This window comes from Streptomyces sp. NBC_01689, from assembly GCF_036250675.1.
GTDB lineage: Bacteria > Actinomycetota > Actinomycetes > Streptomycetales > Streptomycetaceae > Streptomyces.
The window spans coordinates 687,960-708,266 of sequence record NZ_CP109592.1; the positions used below are offsets into that span (position 1 = coordinate 687,960).

21 protein-coding genes are annotated in these 20,307 nt (G+C 71.1%); 8 read left to right on the forward strand and 13 right to left on the reverse strand.

All coding sequences use genetic code 11. The features are described 5' to 3' along the window. Window positions 1-173: 173 nt before the first annotated feature. Both OG776_RS02650 and OG776_RS02655 read right to left on the reverse strand, forming a co-directional pair. The gene (locus OG776_RS02650) at window positions 174-869 is read right to left on the reverse strand and encodes a type 1 glutamine amidotransferase domain-containing protein (RefSeq protein ID WP_148008216.1); all 696 of its coding nucleotides are present in this window, start codon (window positions 867-869) and stop codon (window positions 174-176) included. Window positions 870-1,839: 970 nt separating this feature from the next. Further along, window positions 1,840-2,994 carry a YbfB/YjiJ family MFS transporter gene (locus OG776_RS02655; protein ID WP_329323635.1) on the reverse strand — a complete coding sequence of 385 codons (1,155 nt, stop codon included), beginning with the start codon at window positions 2,992-2,994 and terminating at the stop codon, window positions 1,840-1,842. A 389-nt stretch (window positions 2,995-3,383) separates the two neighbouring features. Here OG776_RS02655 and OG776_RS02660 point away from each other — a divergent pair, with 389 nt between their 5' ends. Next, window positions 3,384-4,001 (forward strand): TetR/AcrR family transcriptional regulator, encoded by a 618-nt coding sequence (locus tag OG776_RS02660; RefSeq protein WP_148008217.1) that lies wholly within the window; start codon window positions 3,384-3,386, stop codon window positions 3,999-4,001. 102 nt (window positions 4,002-4,103) lie between these two features. On the opposite strand, the gene OG776_RS02665 is transcribed toward OG776_RS02660, so the two are convergent. Then, window positions 4,104-4,949 carry a prephenate dehydratase gene (locus OG776_RS02665; RefSeq protein ID WP_148008218.1) on the reverse strand — a complete coding sequence of 282 codons (846 nt, stop codon included), beginning with the start codon at window positions 4,947-4,949 and terminating at the stop codon, window positions 4,104-4,106. Between the two features lie 558 nt (window positions 4,950-5,507). On the opposite strand from OG776_RS02665, the gene OG776_RS02670 reads away from it, so the two are divergent. Next, window positions 5,508-6,608 carry an alpha/beta fold hydrolase gene (locus tag OG776_RS02670; protein ID WP_329318576.1) on the forward strand — a complete coding sequence of 367 codons (1,101 nt, stop codon included), beginning with the start codon at window positions 5,508-5,510 and terminating at the stop codon, window positions 6,606-6,608. A gap of 187 nt (window positions 6,609-6,795) precedes the next feature. Here the strand turns inward: OG776_RS02670 and OG776_RS02675 are convergent, their stop codons facing one another. Both OG776_RS02675 and wrbA read right to left on the reverse strand, forming a co-directional pair. Then, window positions 6,796-7,089, reverse strand: coding sequence for a muconolactone Delta-isomerase family protein (locus tag OG776_RS02675; RefSeq protein ID WP_148011772.1), 294 nt, complete (start codon window positions 7,087-7,089; stop codon window positions 6,796-6,798). A gap of 186 nt (window positions 7,090-7,275) precedes the next feature. Further along, a complete protein-coding gene (gene wrbA / locus OG776_RS02680) occupies window positions 7,276-7,890 on the reverse strand; it encodes an NAD(P)H:quinone oxidoreductase type IV (RefSeq protein ID WP_148011771.1) in 615 nt (204 codons plus the stop codon). 451 nt (window positions 7,891-8,341) lie between these two features. Between wrbA and OG776_RS02685 the strand changes: the two genes are divergently transcribed. Continuing rightward, window positions 8,342-8,938 carry a hypothetical protein gene (locus OG776_RS02685; RefSeq protein ID WP_329318581.1) on the forward strand — a complete coding sequence of 199 codons (597 nt, stop codon included), beginning with the start codon at window positions 8,342-8,344 and terminating at the stop codon, window positions 8,936-8,938. 76 nt (window positions 8,939-9,014) lie between these two features. On the opposite strand, the gene OG776_RS02690 is transcribed toward OG776_RS02685, so the two are convergent. The 7 genes from OG776_RS02690 to OG776_RS02720 all read right to left on the reverse strand — a co-directional run bounded on the left by OG776_RS02690 (window position 9,015) and on the right by OG776_RS02720 (window position 14,607). Continuing rightward, window positions 9,015-9,824 carry an alpha/beta fold hydrolase gene (locus tag OG776_RS02690; RefSeq protein WP_329318583.1) on the reverse strand — a complete coding sequence of 270 codons (810 nt, stop codon included), beginning with the start codon at window positions 9,822-9,824 and terminating at the stop codon, window positions 9,015-9,017. Window positions 9,825-10,105: 281 nt separating this feature from the next. After that, entirely contained in the window at window positions 10,106-10,750 is a 645-nt protein-coding gene (locus OG776_RS02695; RefSeq protein ID WP_329318585.1) for a DsbA family oxidoreductase, read from the reverse strand. Between the two features lie 164 nt (window positions 10,751-10,914). Continuing rightward, window positions 10,915-11,556: a LysR substrate-binding domain-containing protein gene (locus OG776_RS02700; RefSeq protein WP_329318587.1), complete on the reverse strand. Its 642-nt coding sequence runs from the start codon at window positions 11,554-11,556 to the stop codon at window positions 10,915-10,917. After that, a complete protein-coding gene (locus tag OG776_RS02705) occupies window positions 11,475-11,864 on the reverse strand; it encodes a LysR family transcriptional regulator (protein ID WP_329318589.1) in 390 nt (129 codons plus the stop codon). Before OG776_RS02705 ends, OG776_RS02700 begins: the two co-directional genes overlap by 82 nt. Before the next feature lie 270 nt (window positions 11,865-12,134). Beyond that, on the reverse strand, window positions 12,135-12,299 hold the full coding sequence (locus OG776_RS02710) for a hypothetical protein (RefSeq protein WP_329318591.1): 165 nt from the start codon (window positions 12,297-12,299) through the stop codon (window positions 12,135-12,137). Between the two features lie 507 nt (window positions 12,300-12,806). After that, window positions 12,807-13,451: a TetR/AcrR family transcriptional regulator gene (locus OG776_RS02715; RefSeq protein WP_187285811.1), complete on the reverse strand. Its 645-nt coding sequence runs from the start codon at window positions 13,449-13,451 to the stop codon at window positions 12,807-12,809. Window positions 13,452-13,671: 220 nt separating this feature from the next. After that, window positions 13,672-14,607: an SDR family NAD(P)-dependent oxidoreductase gene (locus OG776_RS02720; protein WP_329318594.1), complete on the reverse strand. Its 936-nt coding sequence runs from the start codon at window positions 14,605-14,607 to the stop codon at window positions 13,672-13,674. A gap of 30 nt (window positions 14,608-14,637) precedes the next feature. Here OG776_RS02720 and OG776_RS02725 point away from each other — a divergent pair, with 30 nt between their 5' ends. Next, the gene (locus OG776_RS02725) at window positions 14,638-15,264 is read left to right on the forward strand and encodes a winged helix-turn-helix transcriptional regulator (protein ID WP_329318596.1); all 627 of its coding nucleotides are present in this window, start codon (window positions 14,638-14,640) and stop codon (window positions 15,262-15,264) included. Window positions 15,265-15,519: 255 nt separating this feature from the next. Here OG776_RS02725 and OG776_RS02730 read toward each other — a convergent pair whose 3' ends face one another. After that, window positions 15,520-16,374 (reverse strand): NAD-dependent epimerase/dehydratase family protein, encoded by an 855-nt coding sequence (locus OG776_RS02730; RefSeq protein ID WP_148011765.1) that lies wholly within the window; start codon window positions 16,372-16,374, stop codon window positions 15,520-15,522. Window positions 16,375-16,501: 127 nt separating this feature from the next. Between OG776_RS02730 and OG776_RS02735 the strand changes: the two genes are divergently transcribed. From OG776_RS02735 to OG776_RS02750, 4 genes are all read left to right on the forward strand, one after another. Beyond that, window positions 16,502-17,332, forward strand: coding sequence for a helix-turn-helix transcriptional regulator (locus tag OG776_RS02735; protein WP_148011764.1), 831 nt, complete (start codon window positions 16,502-16,504; stop codon window positions 17,330-17,332). Window positions 17,333-17,704: 372 nt separating this feature from the next. Next, window positions 17,705-18,415, forward strand: coding sequence for a VanZ family protein (locus OG776_RS02740; RefSeq protein WP_329318599.1), 711 nt, complete (start codon window positions 17,705-17,707; stop codon window positions 18,413-18,415). Window positions 18,416-18,497: 82 nt separating this feature from the next. After that, window positions 18,498-19,193, forward strand: coding sequence for a response regulator transcription factor (locus tag OG776_RS02745; RefSeq protein ID WP_329326321.1), 696 nt, complete (start codon window positions 18,498-18,500; stop codon window positions 19,191-19,193). Continuing rightward, a complete protein-coding gene (locus OG776_RS02750; protein ID WP_329318604.1) occupies window positions 19,186-20,265 on the forward strand; it encodes a sensor histidine kinase in 1,080 nt (359 codons plus the stop codon). The genes OG776_RS02745 and OG776_RS02750 overlap by 8 nt, the downstream gene beginning before the upstream one ends. Window positions 20,266-20,307: the final 42 nt, after the last annotated feature.

The following is a 20,307-nucleotide window of genomic DNA, read 5'->3' on the forward strand; positions in this document are numbered from 1 at the left end:
ACGGCCCGACGCACGCCGGGCCGCCCGCGTGACGCCGCGCGACGGTCGGCCCAGACCTCTCACCGGTCCAGACTCCTCACCGGTCCGGAACCCGGGTCGCTTCCCGCCGGCCCCCGGGCCGGGTCGGCGGGACCGTATTCCTCACCGTGGCGGCGAACCGGCTCGGCGTCCGCTCATCCGAGGATCTCCAGCAGCCGGGTCCCGAGGACCGCGGCCGAGTGCGGATTCTGCCCGGTGACGAGGTTGCGGTCCTCGACCATGTACGGCTCCCAGATCGGACCCCGGCTGAAGTCCACCCCGACCTTCTCCTTCAGTTCGGTCTCCAACAGCCACGTCGCCATGGGCGCCAGCCCCACGGCCTCCTCCTCCTCGTTGGTGAAGCCCGTGACCCGGTAGCCCCTGAACGGTGACTCACCGTGGATCCTCGTGGCCAGCATCGAAGCCGGGGCGTGGCACACGATCGCCAGCGGCTTCCCCGAGGCGAGCTGTGCCGTGAGCAACCGGCCGACGTCGGCGTCGAACGCCAGGTCCGCCATCGGCCCGTGGCCGCCGGGGAGATACACGGCGTCGTAGTCCTCCAGGCGCACGTCCGACAGCTTGAGCGGACGCCGCATCACCTCGGCGGAACGGATGATGTTCTCCAGTTCCAGCGCGCCGTCCTCGCCTCCGGCCATGGAGGGACGCAGGCTCATCATGTCGACGTTCGGGACGACGCCGCCGGGAGTCGCGACCACCACGGTGTGACCGGCCTCCGTGACCTGCTTGTAGGGCATCGCGAACTCCTCCGCCCAATAGCCCGTCGCGTGCCTGGTGCCGTCCTTGAGGACCCAGTAGGTGGCCCCCGTCACGATGAAAAGTACGTTCGCCATGTCGCTCCGTCTCCTTCACTGCCGCGTGGCCCGGTCGGCCACCGACCGAGGTGGACACCGGCTCGAACGAACCCGCCGGCTCCTCACCGCGCCCTCCAGACAGGGCGGCGTCCCGACGACCACGAGCGGACCGGAAGCCTCGATGTCCCGCGCCGCGGCGAGCAGTTCGGCCACCGGCGTGGAGAGGACGAGGTCGCTGCCTCGGGAGGGAAGCCACGGATCGCCGGCAGACACGTCAAGGGCCGTGGCAGGTGCTGAGATCGCCAAGGTCTCGGGGGATCGTCGGACACATCAGCTCCGGACAGCGCCGAAGGGTGACTCCGGGCTCGCCGGAACGGGGGCGCATCATGGGGTCCCGACTCCTTCCGGAGGAGATCGGTCCCGCGCGGGGTCCTCGGCACTCGACGGTTTCCACGGCACGTGGCTTCGTGATGCGCAGCGGCGCCTCCTCGTCCCCCATGGCCATGTCGGGCGTGCGGAACGCCTTCCAGCGTAGAGAGCACTCCGGCCGGGCGCATGCGGACCAGGGAGCGGGCGCTCCGGCGACGTCCGCGAGCGGGTGCGCGGCTCGGGGCCGTACGGTCGGCGTGAGAAGGGTCTGTGGCCGTCCCGGCACCGTGGGCGCAGTACGTCGCGAGACTCCCCCGGTCGATGCGGGTGGGGACCCGGCGCGACTCCGTTGACGAGCCGGGTCCCCACTCCTGTGCTCCCCGACCGGCCGAGAATCCCGGGCGGGAGCCGACGGGCTTCTTATGGAGCGAGCCGCGTGAGCGACCGTCGATCCTGCCCCACCACACCGTGCCACCGATCTCCTCGGTGGGGAGCCCGTCACGTCCATCACGTTCTTCGCCTCCCCGAAGGTTCACACCTTCGCGCCGGACGTATCTCATGGTGCGTGACGCATGTGTGGCGCCGCCGGGTCTCGCGGACGCCGGGACGCCCCCTTGAGGTGCCCGATCACGGTGCGGCGCTAGGCCCCGGCCGGATCGCGGTCGGCCTGGTTCCCGGCGCCGAGCGGGGTGTCCGGTGCCGGAAGGGTGTGCGGGAATCCGAAGCGGAGTACGAAGGCCGTCACCGCGGAAGCCATCACGACGGCCGCCGCCAGGAGCAGGGCCTGGTGGTAGCCGTGACGCAGGAGAGGAGTGGCCGCGAGCGGTCCGAGGATCTGGCCGACCGAGTATCCGGCGGTCAGCAGGGCCACGGCGCGCGGGAACCGCAGATGCGTGCCCGTCGCCAGGGCCAGCGTGCTCACGCCGATGAAGGTGGAGCCGAACAGCACCGCGGAGATCAGAGCGGCCGCGACTCCACCGACCAGCGCGGGCAGCGCGATGCCCACGGCCTGGACGGCGAGCGCGGCCAGCAGCAGGTCCGGCCGTGACCAACGGCGCCCGAGCCCCGCCCACATCGCGGACGAGGGAATGGCCGCCAGGCCCACGACCACCCACGCGCCGCTGCCGATCCACCCCGGGGACGTCTGGTTGATCGCCGCCACCAGGAACGTGCCCGCGATGATGTAGCCGATCCCCTCCAGCGTGTAGGACGCGAAGAGGGCGCTGAACCACCGATGGGTGCGTGGGCCTCCGGCACGCACTCCCGGAGCACCGGCCGCGGGGACCTTCCGCGCGGCCGGCTCCGGACGCAGCCCCCAGGCCGCGCAGGTCAGAGCCGCCGCGAGGGCGGCGGAGGCCCACCACGCGGCCTGCCAGTCGCCGACCGAACGCAGCACCAGGACGAGCAGACCCGACAGCGCGATACCGGCTCCCACGCCCCCGAACGCCCAGCCGGGCAGATGGGACGGGTGGTCGCGCAGATGGCTGAGGAGCGAGCTCGCGGCGATCACGAAGATCATCGCGCTGAAGACTCCGGCGCCGGACCGCAGCAGCAGCCAGACCGTGGAACTGTGGGTCAGCGGCATGCCGGCGAGGGTGGCCACCAGCGCGACCAGACAGCCCCGCAGGACGGCCGAGGAGCGCACCAGCCGCGGGACGAGGGTGCCGGCCAGCGCGCCGACCAGGTACCCCACGTAGTTGGCGGTGGCGAGGTGCGCGCCGACTCCGGCCGACAGACCCGCCTGGGCGTGCATCAACGGGAGGATCGGGGTGTAGACGAACCGTCCGACGCCCATCCCGGCGGCGAGCGCGGCGGCGGCCCGGAGGACGTGCCCCCATGGTGAGCTCCGCGCGTATTCCGCTCCCGCGAGCCGGTCCGCCCGACGCACGGTGACCGGCTCCCCGCCAGGGGGAGCCACCGACAAGATGTTTCGCCTGCTGACCATACGGAAAGGCTGCGCCCGCCACCACGGCGAAATCCACGACCGGCTTCCTCCCTGCTGGGAACCTCTGCCTTCCAGCACCCCGATGCCGGGTCCGGGCCCCGGCGGCAGCGCTCTCGGAGGCGTTCGTCCTCTCGCAGGCCGGGGGTCCGGAGGCGCGGAGGTCGTGGTGTCGCCGGGCACGGTGGACCGACGAACGGACGGCGGCACCCGGACTAGACGATCGGTCGTATACTTCCGCCATGGGACGGACGAGCGATGCCGAGAGCAAGATCCTTACCGCTGCTCATTCCCTCTTCGAGCAGCGGGGGTACTCGGCCCTGGGCGTCGCCGAGATCTGCAAGGCGGCGGGCGTCCCCAGGGGGAGTTTCTACTACTTCTTCGACTCCAAGGAATCCCTCGCGCTCGCCGTGATCGACCAGCACTGGGCGACCGAGCGGAGCGAGTGGGCACGGATCCTGGGCGGCGACGCCGATCCCCTGCGGCGGCTGCGGCACCTGTGCGAGGCGACGGAAGCGGAGCAGCGGGCCGGTCAGGACCACTGCGGAACGGTCCTGGGGTGCATGTTCGGCAACCTCTCCCTGGAGATGAGCAATCAGGCCGCCGCCCTCCGCGAGCGACTGCAGGAGATCTTCGAGGCCCAGGTGGACATGGTCGAGGCAGTCGTCACCGAGGCGCACGACCGTGGTGACGCGACGACGCCCGACGCTCGCGACACGGCCCGCTCGATGGTGGCGCAGATGGAGGGTCTGGTGCTCTTCGCCAAGCTGTACAACGATCCCTCCCGGCTGAGCACACTCTGGCCGAGTTGCCGGGCACTGCTGGCCGACCCCGCCTTCCAGGAGTCCCTGGCCGCCTGACGCGGAGGGCACGGCGGCCGAGTGCCCGCGCGCCGCTCCGGCGACGACCCGCCCGGGACCTTACGGCGCCGGTACGGGACGCCCCGCCACGCGGCCGATCGTTCAGCCGGAGCGTTCGCTCAGCCGGTGGGTGTGGGCCGGGTACACGCCGAGGACGCGCACCTCGGACGAGAAGAAACGCAGTTCCTGGAGGGCGAGTTCGACGCGGGGCTCGTCCGGGTGCCCCTCGATCTCAGCGTAGAAGCCGCTCGCGTTCAGTCCGGCGCCCATCTGGTAGCTCTCGATCTTGGTGAGGTTGACGGCGCTGCTCGCGAAGCCGCCGAGCGCCTTGTACAGGGCGCTCGGGATGTTCCGTACGCAGAAGAACAGGCTGGTCATCGTCGGCCCGCCCGCGTGCGGCGGCGTCGTGCTCTCGCGCGAGAGCACGACGAACCGCGTGGTGTTGTCGGGATCGTCCTCGACCTCGGCCCGGAGCACGTCCAGGCCGAACAGGCCGGCGGCGGCCGGCGGGGCCAGAGCGGCGTGCCGCGGGTCGCCCAGTTCCGCCACCTCGCGAGCGGCTCCCGCCGTGTCGTCGCTGACCAGGGTGCGCCAGCCGCCCTCCCGCAGCAGCTTCCGGCACTGGCCCAGGGCGTGCACGTGGCTGCGTACGCACTCCACCTGGTCGAGCGTCGCACCGGGCACGGCCATCAGGTCGAAGCGGATGGGCAGGAAGTACTCGGCGACGATGAACAGGCCCGACTCCGGCAGCAGATGGTGCACATCGGCCACGCGTCCGGCCGCGGAGTTGTCCACCGGGATCACCGCGACGTCGGCGGCCCCCAGCGTGACGGCGTCGAGAGCCTGTTCGAAGCTCGTGAAGGGCAGCTCTTCGCCCGCCGGATACAGCGTCCGGGAGACGGTCGAGGAGTTCGAGCCGGGTTCGCCCTGATAAGCGACGGTCGTCACCGTTGTGAGCCTTTCACGTAAGGGCCTCGCTGGAGTACGGCGGGGTTCCACCGGCGAAGCGCATGCAGTGAAGTATGGCTCCGACTGCCGCGACCGAGCACATCGTTCCCGGTCCCATGGCCGCGTCACGGTCGCGGGACCGGTGTTCCCCGCACCGGGCAGCACTCACGGCCGCGTCCGCTCCACAACGGCGAGGACGGCCCGGCCCTCGCCTCCGAGGCCCACCCTCCTCCGCCACAGGCCGGGCGCGCCCTCTGCCGCGGGCCGGATCGACCCATTCGTGGCACGCGCCCGCCCGCTCAGGCCCTCCCGCCGTCGGCCGACACACCCGTCCACAGGCGGGCGGACCGGCGAGCGCGGACGGCGAGCCGACCGCCACCACCCCCTCCCGGGCATGACGACGCCCGGCGGAGCGGCCCCTGGCTCGTCACCTGTTTGACTGGTGACGCAAGCTGTGGAACAGTCTCGCTCACCGGCTTCCCGGTCGCACGAGATACGTTTCTCGTAGCCGTGTCCGACCGACACATGTCTTCACACCCGCACGACGGAGGGGTTCTCATGATCGACAGGCGTACCTTCAACAAGGCCGTCGGCATCGGCACGGGCGCGGCGGCGGTCGCGGCGGTCGGCTTGCAGAACAGCGCGACGGCGATGTCCGCACCTGGCGCCAGGGCCGGTACGTCCGCACCGACGGTGCCCGCGGTGGTTCCGGGTACGCACACGTCCTTCGCCCGGCTCAAGCAGGTCCGCGCCGGCGTCCTGGACATCGGTTACGCGGAGGACGGCCCCGCACACGGACCCGTCGTCATCTGCCTGCACGGCTGGCCCTACGACATCCACAGCTACGCCGATGTCGCCCCCCTCCTCGCCGCCCAGGGCTACCGCGTGATCGTCCCCTACCTCCGCGGACACGGCACGACCACGTTCCTGTCCTCCAGGACCGAGCGCAACGCCCAGCAGTCCGCCGTCGCCCTCGACATCATCGCCCTCATGGACGCCCTCAAAATCGACAAGGCGCTCCTCGCCGGCTTCGACTGGGGCTCCCGCACCGCCGACATCATCGCCGCCCTCTGGCCCCACCGCGTCACCGGCCTCGTCTCCGTCAGCGGCTACCTCATCACCAACGTCGAGGCCCAGAAGAAGCCCTTGGCGCCCGCGGCCGAGCACACCTGGTGGTACCAGTACTACTTCGCCACCGAACGCGGCCGCCTCGCCATGCAGGACAAGACCGACCGTCACGACCTCTGCCGCCTCGTCTGGGACACCGTCTCCCCCACCTGGCACTTCGACGACGCCACCTTCGAACGCACCGCCACCGCCTTCGACAACCCCGACTACCCCGCCATCGTCATCCACAACTACCGCTGGCGCCTGGGCCTCGCGGACGGCGAACGCCGCTACGACCGCTACGAGAAACAACTCGCCACCCGCCCCCTCATCACCGTCCCCACCATCACCCTCGACCCCGGACGCGACCCCTTCACCGCACCCGGCGACGGCAGCACCTACCGCGACCGCTTCACCGGCCCCTACAGCCACCGCACCCTCACCGACATCGGCCACAACCTCCCCCAGGAAGCGCCGACCGCCTTCGCCCAGGCCGTCGTCGACGTCGACCACTTCGAGAGCCCGCCCAAGTCACGGGGGTCTCGTCCCTGAGGCCGCGAGACCCCCGTCGTCGTCCTCCTTCCCGGGAGAGGGTGTCATCTGCCGCCCTGTAGACGGTCACTTACGGGAGCACGGCCCCAACCTCGCCCGGGGAACCGATACTTCTCCATGTCCCTGGCGAGCGAGGGGAACCGGGGGCACCGCCGCGCCGCCTTCGCGAGATCGGCAGGCGGGTCGTTCAGCCGGTCCGCCCCGGATCGTTGGGGTGCGACTGCAGAGGGGTGACCACCGCGGTCATCCAGGGCCACAGGGGAAGGCTCCCGAGGACCTCCTCACGCAGCTCCGTCTCGTCCTCGGCCCGCCAGATCCCGATGCTGCGAAGCTCGCCCACCGGACGCCAGAGCCGGAACAGCCGTCCTTGGGCGGCGAGTTCCCGAGCCCGTGCGGATTCCGCGGCACGGCGTCCGTCGACCTCCGTCTGTTCGGTGCCCTCGGGCACCGTCGTGGTGAGCTCGACCAGGTATTCCTTCATGATCTCTTCCTCTCCGGCCTGCCCGGTGGACGACGGCCTCGGCCGTCGTCCACCGGGCAGCACCCGTATCGGTCCGACACCGCCAAAACCCGCGCTCTCACGGCTGGGTGTTCATGTCGGGCGCTGCGCGCCCTCACCCCGCCGCGGGCCGGACGGGACCCGGCCGGCGATCGGCGCCGCGAACCGTCAGGCGGCGGCCTTGAGCGCACCGGCGATCCTGACGGCCCGCTCGACCTGGATCCGGGCGGCGGTACGCGTGATGTCGTCGACGGGGTTGGCACCCTGGCCGTCCACGTGCGAGGTGCCGTAGGGGTTGCCGTCCACGAACTTGTTCGGGTCGGTGAAACCGGGAGTGATGGTGATTCCGCCGAAGTGGTGGACCGAGGCGTACAGGGCGAGGAGGGTCGCCTCCTGACCGGCGTGCGCCGTGGCGGTGGAGACGAAGCCGCTGTAGACCTTGTCCACGAGCTTGCCCTCGGCCCACAGGCCGCCCAGGGTGTCGATGAACTGCTTGAGCTGCGCGGAGACGTTGCCGAAGCGGGTCGGCGTGCCGAAGAGCACGGCGTCGGCCCACTCCACGTCGGCGGGGGTGGCCTCGGGGATGCCCGCGGTCGCGGCGTGGTTGGCGGCCCACGCGGGGTTGGAGTCGATGGCCGACTGCGGAGCCAGCTCGGCGACCCTGAGGAGGCGGACTTCGGCGCCGGCCTTCAGCCCCGCGTCGTGAAGCTCCTTGGCGATCTCTGCGATCGTGCCGGTGGACGAGTAGTAGATGACGGCGAGCTTGACGGGAGTCGTGGTCATGGAAGTGCTCCGTTCAATGGGGGTTGCGATCGATAACCGACCGGTCGTCTATCGATGTTCAAGCTAGACGACCGGTCTACTTCCGTCAAACCCTCACTCCCGACAGGCAGTCGGAACGATGTCCTGTCGCACCGGACCGACCGGCCGGGCCCTGGAGACGTCGGAATACGTGTGAGCCTCCCGCCGGGACGGGTGAGAGCACGCGAGGACCCTCGGCGGTCGGTCGGCCCGGCTGCGTCCTGATCAGCGGGGACGCGCGGCCACCGCGCACCCCCCCATCACGTCACACGGGACCGCACCTCAGAAACCCCCTCCCCCCTGCCACCCCTCGCATCCACCCGGTACCCCTGTCATCAGCCGCATGACCGATCCGTCGTGACGCTGAACCACCCACCGGCGCACCGGCCTGGGTAGCATGCCCAGCGTCATTGATGAGAGGGAGTGAACGGTTGTGACCAGCCAGTCAGCCGCCACGCTCCGATCGCGGTACGTGGAGCAGGCCGCGTCGGACCTGGAGGAAAATCGCCGTCGGCAGAAGGAACTGAGCGAGAAAATCGCGATGTTGAAGCAGGAGGAGGCCCTGCTGATCGACATCATGACCCTCGCCGAGCGGTACCGGGGCTTGTCCGATCCGTCACACCTGCCCGAACAGGCACACGCCGAACCCGCGCTCGGCCCGGAGCGGGGGGGCACCTCGTCCTCGTCCGGAGTGTCACCCTCGCGGGTGACGTCGCCCACCTCCCGGTCCCCACGTGCCGGAAGGCCGACAGCGGGCACGAAGGGAAGTTCGCGTGCGCCCCTGCTCGGAGAGGTCCTGATGGACCTGCTGCGGGCGGGCGACGAACCTCGCCTCGCCAAGGAGCTGCGGGACGAGCTCCTGGAGAAGCACCCGGACAGGACGCCGACGCCTCAGGTCGTCCGCAACACCCTGGAGTCCCTGGTCGCCAAGGGACGTGTCCAGCGTCATCGCCAGCAGCGGTCGGTGATGTACACCGTGCGCCGGCCCGTCGTTCCGGACCCCTCCACAGCCGGGACGGACACCGACTGACCTCCGTCGTCGCGACCCACCGGGGTGGCATCGGGGCCGGACCGGACCTGCGCGGACGGGCAGCCGGTGGTCCGGGTCACCGCGCAGGACCGCACACCTCCGGGTCGAGGACGAACTCACGGACCGCGTGCGCGAATCCTTCGGGCTCCTGGACGTGTCCCATGCATCCGTCGTGTTCGAGGACGGACAGCCGCGCTCCGGGGATCACCTCGTGAAGTCCCCCTCCTCGCGCGGGCCCGCGAACAGGGTCGTCCCGGCCCGAGATCACCAGCGTCCGGACATCCACCCGCGCCAGGTCCGCCCGGTCCACCCCGGTGGTCCGGCACAGGTTCTCGTCCAGCCCCGAGATGTACGCGGCTCGGTGGTGGACGCCCGCCGTGGCCGACGACCACCCGCCGCCGTCGACGTCGCTGTCACCGGCCGGCGGGGCCGGCGCCCGGTCCGCCCGCCCGGAGGACGGCTCGGCGTCGTACAGAATCACCCCGGCCAGGCTCTCCGAGCGGTGCAGCGCGTGATGGGCCGCGACGAGGGCGCCGTGCGCGTGGCCGAGCAGGTACACGCGGGAGCACCGCAAACGGTTGATCAGCACCTGGAGAAAGTGGCTGTAGCGGTCCCGGGTGTACCCGTGCGGATGAGAGGGGAGGCACCCCGACTCCCCCGTTCCGATGGGTTCGACGTAGACCATGGTCAGGTGCGTCTCCAGGGCCGGCACGCGGAGGTAGTCCCAGAAGAGTCCCGGGCCCCCGGGGTGCGCCACACAGACCGGGCCGCTGCCGTGCACGTGGTACCGCTGGACGATCCCTCCGAGCCGGAAGGAGTGTGTGCCCGGCGAGAGCGGCTCGTCATCGGGTGGGCGGGCGACCGGGCAGACGGTCGGGGTGTCCATGGGACCTCCGTGGCGTGTGGTCCTGCTTCCGACATCAACACGGAGTTGCGGGGGCCCCAAGGTTCTGCGCCGGCCTGTGACATGCGTCATGGACCGCCGGAGGCAGTGCGGAACCCGACCGGGCGGAGCCTGTCCGTTCGTTCCGGGCGAGCTTCTCCTGACGCTGTTCCACCCGCCGCGCCGAGAACGGCCCGGCTCATATGACTGCCCTTGCCTCCGGCGCGAGACTCCCCCTCACACGTGTGAGGCCTGCCCCCAGAGTGTTTCCCGGGGTGCGGTCGTCATGCCGCCGGGCGGTCCGCCCAGGCCTGCTCGAGTGCCCGGGTGAACGTCTCGGCGGACTGGCCACCGCTCACTCCGTAGCGCCTGTCCAGCACGAAGAAGGGCACGCCGCCGGCACCCAGTTCGGCCGCCAGTCGCTCGTCGGCCCGCACCTCCTCGGCGAACGCCCGCGGGTCGTCGAGCACTTCGCGTGCCTCCGCCTCGTCCAGCCCGGCCTCGACGGCGATGGCCAGCTGGGTCTCCCGGTCGTAGACCGAGCGCTCGTCCGCGAAGTTCACCCGGAAGGCGAGGTCCATCAACTCGGCCTGTCGGCCACGCGCCTTGGCGAACTGGAGCAGCCGATGCACGTCGAAGGTGTTCCCGAAGACGCGTCCTCCGATGCGGAAGTCCAGCCCCACCGACCTCGCCATGGCCGCGGCCTGCTCCTCCCTCGCGACCTGCTGGTCACGGGTGCGTCCGTACTGCGCGGCGACGGCATCGATGATCGGTACGGATCCCTGCTCCGCCTGCGGATTGAGTTCGTACGACCGGTGCACCACCTCCACCTGGTCGCGATGCGCGAAGGCGGCCAGGCCACGGTCGAAGCCCGCCCTCCCCACGTAGCACCACGGGCAGGCGATGTCCGTCCATATTTCGACACGCATGTAGAGAATCTCCCTGTCGGGCTTGCTCGGGGGCCGGTCCATGAACACCTGCGACCACTGCGATCGGCACGGACCGGATGGGTCCCGTAAATATAGACGACCGGACGTCTACTAGCGAGCGCCCGTGGATGTGATGTGTTTCCCGGCACGACCGGCCCGGTCGGTCACCTCCGGAACGCCGGGGGTCCCGGCGCTGTCCCGAGCTCCCGGCTCCCTCTGACCGCGGAGCGGCCGGGAGCGACGCCGTCGACACGTGTGACGGTACGACCGTCACCGGCCCAGGGCGTCCCACGGTCGGCGCGGAGGCCGAGATCCGGCCTCAGGTGTGTGCGAACGCCCGGAGCGCGCGGCTGGTCACCGCGCCCTCCGGCACTGAGATCGTGCATGACGTCCACCTGTCCGGGTCGGGGAGCGAGGGGCATGCCCCGGAAAGATCGGGGCGGCCTACTTCTCCGCCGCTTCCTCGCGAGGGCTTCCTCGCGCGGGCGCGGCGGGCGACCACAGGTGACCACCGCGGCCTCTCCCGGATAGGTGCGCAGGGGCACCTCGTGCGCCTGGAAGAGCTGTGTGGTGAAGGTGGTCGGTCCGCAGGTGTCCGGCACGAGGATGAACCGCTCCTTGCCGGCTTGTTCGAGTTCGAGCGGAGCGCCCTCCCCCGCGTCCGGGCTGACGACGACGATCGGCTCGACATCGTTGACCCGGTGCTCGAAGCGCGGCATCGCGGTCACCGCCGGGATGAGGATGATGTCCAGCTCCCCCGCCAGCAGCGATGCCCGCAGGTCCTGCATGTTCGCCTCGCGCAGCACGAGGTCGCGGGCGACGGGCAGGTCACGGACCTCGCCGAACGTCCGGCGATCAGGTGGGTGCCGATCAGCGGGGACACACCCGTGCGGATCGTCCGCTCACCGGGTTCGGTCAGCCGCCTGGCCTCCGCCGCGACGGCGTCGAGCGCTATCAGGGCACGGTCGATCAGAGGCAGGATCCGGGCACCGAAGGCCGTCTGGGTCACGCCACGCGGCGGCCGGTCGAAGAGCCGGCCGCCCAGGCGCTCCTCCAGCTTGGCGACGCCGTTGGAGAGGGCCGGCTGTGTGACGCCGTACGCGCGCGGCCGCACTGAAGGACTTGGTCTCGGCGACCGCCCGCGCGTACCGGAGCCCTTCGGGATTCAGGCGATCGGTCAGGCCCATGCCTCGTCGCTCCGTTCCCTCCCGCCCTCCGCCGGGCCGTATCCCCTCCGCGTGGAAGGGCGGCCCTGCTGATCGACCATAACCGGAAGCGATACGGATCGTGGCGGAGAGACCGATGACGTCATGCCGGAGGCCCGGACCGCTCCCCACGGTCCGGGCCTCCGGCAGGCGCGACGGTGTTCACCGCCGGGACGACATCAGACGGTGGGGACTCCGCCGGAGTTCCGCACCTCGGACAGCGCCCGCTTGATGGTGACCTTCGCGAAGTAGCCGGCACCGAAGAAGATGCACTGGACCACGTACCAGAACTTCTCCGCGCCGGTCATCTCGACCAGTCCGTACTCGCTCAGCGCCTTCTTCACCGGGACCTTCTGGAAGTAGGCCGCGCCGAAGTAGATACAACCCAGGACGTACCAGAACTTCTCCCAGGACGTGTTGGTGCCCTGACCGAGGTACTGCCGTTCCGCCATGACGTTCTCTGCCTTCCGATAACCATGTGGATCCGGGGAATCACCCCGACCCCCGGCCCCTTGCGGGCAGGCTCGGACCACGGCCATGCGCAGGCGTGGAAGCCTGACGGCATGCCGGAGCTCGAGTCGAGATGGCGTGGGTGATGCGCACTTGTCACAGTGTCGGTCGCCAAAAGACGACCAGCCCCCCCGGGCGTGTGCAAGCCGTATCTTAGGACACCGGAGCCTCAACATCACCATGGGATACGCCTTGGCCAGGAGTGAAGCTCCCCACTTCGGTCGGTGGGCGGCGCCGGAGCCCTTCAGGCCGTCAAGTCCGCGTCGGTCCTTGGCCCCTGACCCGGGCTCCGGACACCCGTCCCCCGATGGGCTCGAACCGCCCCTCGAAGAAAGGGGTGTTCACTCGGGCCGCGCTCCGGTCGGACGACGGTAGGCGCCGTGCCACCAGATCAGGGCGAGTTCACGGGCGAAGGCGGCGTCGCCGCCACCGTCGTCGACCTGGATGTGGTGGGCGATCGCCTGGGCGCCGCCCCAGACGATGATCCGGCTGGCGGCAACGGCGTCGACGTCGGCCCCCGTGGAGCCGGCGGCCTGCTCGGAAAGCACGGTCCGCAGCGTCGCCTCCTCGAAACTCTCCAGGTCGGCGGTGTAGAAGTCGCCGACCGCCGAGTCGTAGGACGCGGCTTCCCTGACCGCCGTGAGCACACTCTGGTGGGCACGGTGGATGGCCATCACTTCCTCGAAGAACCGGGTGAGCCGGTCGGGCCCGCCCTCTCCCGGGGCCGGGTCCCACTGCCGTGCCAGCGCCAGCAGTGCTTCCCGCAGATCGTCGGTGAGCCGTACCAGGACGTCCGACTTTCCCTGGAAGTGCGCGTAGAAGGTGGCCCGGGACACCCCCGCCTCCTCAAGGATCTGCTGGACGCTGATCTCCGAGAAGGCCTCGCCCGAATCGAGCAGGCGCTCCAGTGTGGACATCACCTGCGCCCGGGTCGCGGCCGAACGCGCTGAGTGATGTCCGGCCTGGCGTCGGGTCACGGGTCTCATGGGGCACCTTCCAGTCTGTTCCTGTGCTCGGACCGACCCGTTCCCGGCGGGGGCATCCCGGTCACGGCATCGGTCGGTCCCGGCCGCGTCCCTCCTCCGCGAAACTCCGGCAATCCCCAGTCCCGCTCAGGGAGAGACGGCCACGTACACGACAGGGGGCACGGCTACGGCTCCGTACGGAGGTCGGACCGGCCCCCCGGCACGTACGGAGAGCTCTGAGTCAGCGCACCACCGGAAGGGCATGGTCCCACAGCCGGTCGGCGGCACCGGGATCGACGGACCACTTCGCCACGCCCGCCGGCACGTCGGGACCGCCGTCGACGACCTCCGATTCCTGGTTGTCCTCGAAGTACCGCCCGCTCACGCCGTCGAGGAGCGGCGACGCGGCCAGCAGCACCGAAGTGGCCGCCCCTTGGGCCGGATTCTTGAAGTAGTCGGGCGTGACGAGGTTGCCGTCCGCGTCCAGAGCGCCGAGCGCCTGCAGAGTCTCCCGGTCGAGGTGACGTGCCAGATTGGTGTGGATCCACCCCGGCGCGCAGGCGTTGGCGGTGATGCCGTGTTCGGCCCACCGGCGGCTGATGCCGACGGCGAGCAGCACGTCGGCGGTCTTCGACTGCGCGTAGGCGACGAACGGATCGTAGGGACGGCGCTCGAACTGCGGGTCGTCGAAGTCGAAGCCCGCCCGCAACTGGGCACCTGAACTCACCACGACCACACGCGGCTTCTCGGTCTGCCGCAGCGCGTCCTCCAGGCCTACCGCCAGCGCGAAGTGACCCAGATAGTTGGTGGCGAGCTGCATCTCCCAGCCCTGTGCGTTGACTTGGCGGGTCGGGAGCATCATCACGCCGGCGTTGGCGACCAGGCCGTCCAGGGGCCCGCTCCACGCGTCGCAGAACGAACGGACGGAGGCCAGGTCGCCGAGGTCCAGGGCGACAGCCTCCGTTCCCGGGAGCTCCTTGACCAGCGGCTCCGCGGCGGCGGGATCGCGGGTGGCGACGGTCACCCGCGCTCCCGCCCCGGCGAGGGCCCGCACCGTCTCGACGCCCAGCCCGGAGGAGCCTCCGGTGACGATCATCCGGCGCCCGCTCAGATCGACACCGTCGAGCACCTCCGCGGCGGTGGCGCGCTTCCCGAACGGTGTGGTTGTCAGTGTCATGGCCATGCCCTTCAGAGGGAGTGGTGCGTCATGTGGCCGGCGAGGTCCCTCACATCCCCTCAGCCACGACATCGAACGAGAAAAACCATACAGCATGTTCAGACATCAGTTCTGCGTGCGGCCGCGAGGCCCGGAGGACGAGGTGGACGCCCGTCCGGGCCACGCTTCCGAGGCCGCGTCCGGCCGCGGGACCGGGCCCCCTGGAGGTGCCCTGTCAGGCCTTCCCGGCCGGGGTGTCGCTGCCGTGCTCCAGTTCCTCGGCGAGGGACGACCGGGTGGACTTCCCACCGAGTTCCGAGCGGGCTCTGTACCCGGTGGCGGATTGACTGCGCAGCAGTCCCTCCGCGGGCTCACCCCGCCGCCGGACGGTCTCCTCCGAGGGCCCTCGGCATCCTGGGGAACAAGTGGATGATGCTGGTCATCTTCGCTCCGGGCCCGGGCGTGCACCGCTTCTCCGAACTGCGTGACCGGATCGCGGTCATCACCCGGAAGGTCCTCACCCTCCGCGCACTGGAGCGGGACGGCCTGGCGGAGCGGACGGTCTATCCGGTGGTCCCGCCCGAGGTGGAGTACCGCTTCACGGAGCTCGGCCGGAGCCTGCTGGAATCCCTCACGGCGGTACGGGAGTGGGCGAGGCGCACGCCGACGAGGTGCTGAAGGCCCGCGACCGTGCCGAACTCGCGCGGGGCTGAGCCCGCCGCGACACCGTCGTGGCCCCGGGCGGACGGGCGCCGGAGCCACGTCCTGTCCTGCGAAGCAGGTGGGCGGCCGCTCCCAGGGGCCTGGTGGACGGCCGCCCCACCCCGCGTCCTCCGTGATGAGGGATGACGCGGGGCCCCGCACCCCTCATCACGGAACGGAACCGGTCCGGGGTTCACGGTCCGGGGTTCACTCCGGCTCCGCGCTCCCCGGTCACAGCAACCCCGCCTCCTGCGCCGTCCACACCGACGGGACCAGCGGACGGTAGCCCAGTTCGCGACGGATGCGGGCCGTCGACATCACGCTGTGCCAGGGATCCGCCGCCTCCTTGTCGTACGCCTCCCGCGGCACCGGCAGGCCATGGACCGTGAAGAGGTCGACCGTGGTCACCGGAGCGTCGTCGGCGATGTTGTAGACGCCGTGCGCCCCGGGCGAGTACAGCAGCCGCCGCAGGCCCTGCGCCACATCCACGTGATGGCCCATGTGCAGGCGCTGCAGGGCGGGCCAGTTCGGCGCCCACTCCATCACGTCGGTCAGGTGCGGATCCCCGTCGCCGTACACGAACGGCAGCCGTCCGATACGGAGGTCGTCCAGCCCGTCCAGCTCCCCGAGCGCGCGCTCCGCCTCCCCCTTGGACTCGGGGTAGGCGCCCCACAGGTGCGTGCCCGGAACCGTCTCGTCGCTCTCCAGCAGCGCCCGGCCTCGCCCCGCGCCGTACACGAGTCCGGTGCTGACCTGCACGAACCGCCGTACGCCGGAGGCCACGGCGGCCCGCCCCAGCTCGACGGCCGCGTCCCGGTTGACCGCCCGTGCCTCCTCGTCCGTCACCCCGCGGAACGCGGCGGCCACGTTCACCACCGCGTCCGCACCGGCCGTCGCCTTGCCGAGCACCTCCACGTCCCGCAGATCACCCACCACCACCTGGGCGCCGAGCCCGGCGAACGGTTCACCGCGCTCCGCGTCCCGCACCAGGACCCGCACCTCGTCACCGGGCGCCGCACTCCGCAGCAGCCTCGGTACGAACCGCCGGCCGACCTGGCCCGTCGCACCTGTCACCAATGTCAGCATGGCCGCCTCCTCGTCGTCGTAGCCATGTCCGCAGCGTGCGCGGGCGACGGCGGGGACGGGAGAGACGCGGTTGTCCAGGGACCGGCTCTCCCTGGATACGTGTCGGGTCCCGGGGGATCCTTGGTCCATGGACCGCACCGGACTGGCCGACTACCTGCGCCGCGCCCGCGCCCGCCTCACCCCCGGCGACGTGGGCCTGAACGCGGGCCCGCGACGCCGTACACCCGGCCTGCGCCGCGAGGAGGTGGCGCAGCTCGCCGGGATGTCCACGGACTACTACGCGCGCCTGGAACAGCGCCGCGGCTCGCACCCGTCGCGGCAGATGCTCACCGCGCTGGCCCGCGCCCTGCGGCTCACGGACGCCGAACGCGACCACCTGTTCCGTCTGGCGGGTGAGGAACCGCCCCGGCCCGGGGGCTCCTCGGACCACGTACGCCCGGGACTGCTGCTGATCCTGGACCGACTGCACGATCTTCCGGCCTCCGTGCTGAGCGACTGGGGCGAGATGCTCGCGCAGAACACGATGTCGGTGGCCCTGACCGGAGATCACACGGGGTCGAACATCATCCGCCGGTGGTTCCTCGTGCCGGGCGCGCGGAACCTCGCTCCGCCGGAGAACCACGAGCAGCACGGCCGCGCGCACGTGGCGAGTCTGCGGACGGTCACCACGGCCCGCCCCGACGACCCCGGGCCGACCACCCTCGTCCGCGAACTCCGTTCCAGATCACGGGAGTTCGAGGCCCTGTGGGCGGAGCATGATGTCGTGGTGCGCCGCCCGTCGCCGAAGCGGTTCCTGCACCCCGTCGTCGGCGCACTCGACCTCGACTGCGAGGTACTGCTCAGCGACGGGCACAGCCAGCAGCTCATCGTGCACTCCGCGCGGCCCGGCACACCGACGTACGAACGGCTGGAGTTGCTCCGCGTCGTCGGTCTGCAGAACCTGACGCCCAGTCTGTAGAGCGACCAAGTGGACGGCAGGACAAGGCGGTTCGCGGACAGTCCACGGGAACCCCCGGCCCCCGGACGGACACCTGGGCCGACGAGGTCAGCCCTGGCCCTGCGAAGCGTTCCGGATCGGCGTGACGGCCCGTGAGGCCTCACCCGTACGGCGTCGGGGGTGCCGGACCGGTGAACGGGCCGGGACGGACCTCACCACGCCGTCGCACCGAAGCGACCGCCTCGGCCGCCGGAGCGGTCGGCCCGGCGGGCTCCCGGTGGCTCGTCGCGCCCTCGGCTCACCCCGGTGCGCCCACGTCGAGGACCCCGGGTGTCGCGGACGTATCGAAAATCGCATACGCCCCCGCGACGGCCGCCGGTCTCCAATAGGGGCATGAACCACAACGCGTCCCCGTCGGCACTGCCCCACCGCACACGCGGGATCGTGCTGCTCACCCTGGCGGTCCTCGGTCTGGCAGGTGCGGGATTCGTCCTGCGACGGCCGCTCACCATGTCGGCTCCGATGTGCGCGGCCGGGCGGTGGCACGGATGCTTCGACACGTTCAACGGCGTGGTGCTCATGACGTTGGCCGCCGTTCCACCGGCCCTGCTGGTGGTGTGGGCGCTGGCCCATCGCCGGCGGGCCGCAGGCGCCCCGTCGGCGTGGCGGACCTCGCTGGCCGAGGTGGGCTTGGTCCTCGGGACGGCGCCGTTCCTGTGGATGACCATGATGCCGGGCGCCGGGGCGGGCGTCGTCCCCGAACGGGTCAGTCTGGTTCCGCTGCGCGACCTGGTCACCATGGGGACCGGCGGGATCGTCGGCAACCTGCTGGTCTTCGCGTCGCTGGGGTTCTTCGCCCCGATGCGGTTCGCGGCGCTGGCGTCGGTGCCACGGATCCTGCTGCTCGGCACCGGCTGCTCGGCCCTGGTCGAGACGGCCCAGTACGTGCTGCGGCTGGACCGGGTGTCCTCCGTGGACGACGTACTGGTCAACGCCGTCGGTGCCGTACTGGCCGCTCTGGCGTCGCGTCGCTGGTGGCGCTCCACGACGCATTCTCCCTCGGCCCACGGGCGTCCGGCATCGACGACGGCATCGGGGGGCTGAGCCGCGTGCCGGGGGCCCGCCCGCGTCACGTCCTGTGGCCTTGCATACGTCGGCGATATGTCGTGATGCCTAGGCTTCCGGCATGCGTGTACTGATCGTGGAGGACGAGCCCTACCTCGCCGAGGCCGTCCGTGACGGTCTGCGGCTGGAGGCGATCGCCGCCGACATCGCGGGCGACGGCGACTCCGCCCTGGAACTGCTCGGCGTCAACTCCTACGACCTCGCGGTCCTCGACCGGGACATCCCCGGCCCCTCCGGCGACGAGGTCGCCCGCAGCATCGTCTCCTCCGGCAGTGGCATCCCGATCCTCATGCTCACCGCCGCCGACCGGATCGACGACAAGGCCTCCGGGTTCGAGCTGGGCGCCGACGACTATCTGACCAAGCCGTTCGAACTGCGCGAGCTCGTCCTGCGGCTGAGGGCGCTCGACCGCAGGCGCGCGTACGCCCGCCCTCCGGTCCGCGAGCTGGCGGGTCTGCGCCTCGACCCCTTCCGCCGTGAGGTGTTCCGCGACGGACGCTACGTCGCGCTCACCCGCAAGCAGTTCGCCGTGCTGGAGGTCCTCGTCGCCGCCGAAGGCGGTGTCGTCAGCGCCGAGGACCTGCTGGAACGGGCCTGGGACGAGAACGCCCACCCCTTCACCAACGCCGTCCGCATCACCGTCTCCGCACTGCGCAAACGGCTCGGCGAACCATGGATCATCGCCACCGTGGCGGGGGTCGGCTACCGCATCGACGCCACCCCCGGCACCACCGGCCCGGGACGTGCGCGTGCGTAGACCGCCAGGGCTCAGCGCCCGGATGAAACTCGCCCTCAGCTACGCCGGGTTCCTCGCCGTCGCCGGGGCCCTGCTGCTCGCCGTGGTCTGGGTCTACCTGCTGCGTTACGTGCCCAACACGTCCAGGGGTCTCCTCGGGATCTCGCCCAACCGCTACCTCCTCGTGCACACCTTCGCTCCCGCTGCGGCCGTGGCGATGGCCTTCCTGCTCGTGTTCGGCCTCGTCGGGGGATGGCTCCTCGCCGGCCGGATGCTCGCACCGCTCACACGTATCACGGCCGCGGCGCGCAGGGCCGGGACCGGATCGCTGTCCCACCGGATCGGCATGGAAGGCCGCCGGGACGAGTTCCGCGAGCTCTCCGACGCGTTCGACACGATGCTGGAACGACTCGAGTCGCACGTCGCCGAGCAGCGGAGGTTCGCCGCGAACGCCTCCCACGAGCTGCGCACTCCGCTGGCCATCTCGCAGACGCTGCTCGACGTCGCCCGCGAGGATCCGACGCGGGACCGGGACGAAGTCCTCGCACGGCTGCGGGTCGTCAACACCCGGGCGATCGGCCTCACCGAGGCTCTCCTGCTGCTCAGCCGCAGCGACCGCGGAACCTTCGGCCGCGAGGACGTCGACCTCTCCCTCGTCGCCGAGGACGCCGCCGAGACTCTGCTGCACCTCGCCGAACGGCGCGGGATCAAGCTCGACGTCACCGGCGGAACGGCACGCACCAGGGGCTCCGCGGAGCTCCTGCTGCGGATGGTGACGAACCTCGTCCAGAACGCCATCGTCCACAACCTGCCCGTCGGCGGCACCGTGACGGTCCACACCGAAGCCCGGGGCGACGCGAGCGTCGTACGGGTGGAGAACACGGGACAGCCGCTCCCACCCGAGCTGGTACCGACCCTCGTCGAACCCTTCCGGCGCGGAGCGGAACGCGCGCGCACCGACGAGCACGCCGGTGTCGGCCTCGGCCTCGCCATCGTGCACAGCGTCGTCCGCGCCCACGACGGGACGCTCGACCTCGTCGCCCGCCCCGCGGGCGGTCTCCTCGTCACGGTGCGGCTTCCCGGTCTGCCGTAGGCGCGCGCTCCGGGCGGAGGCGGGCGTCCCTCCCGTCCGGAC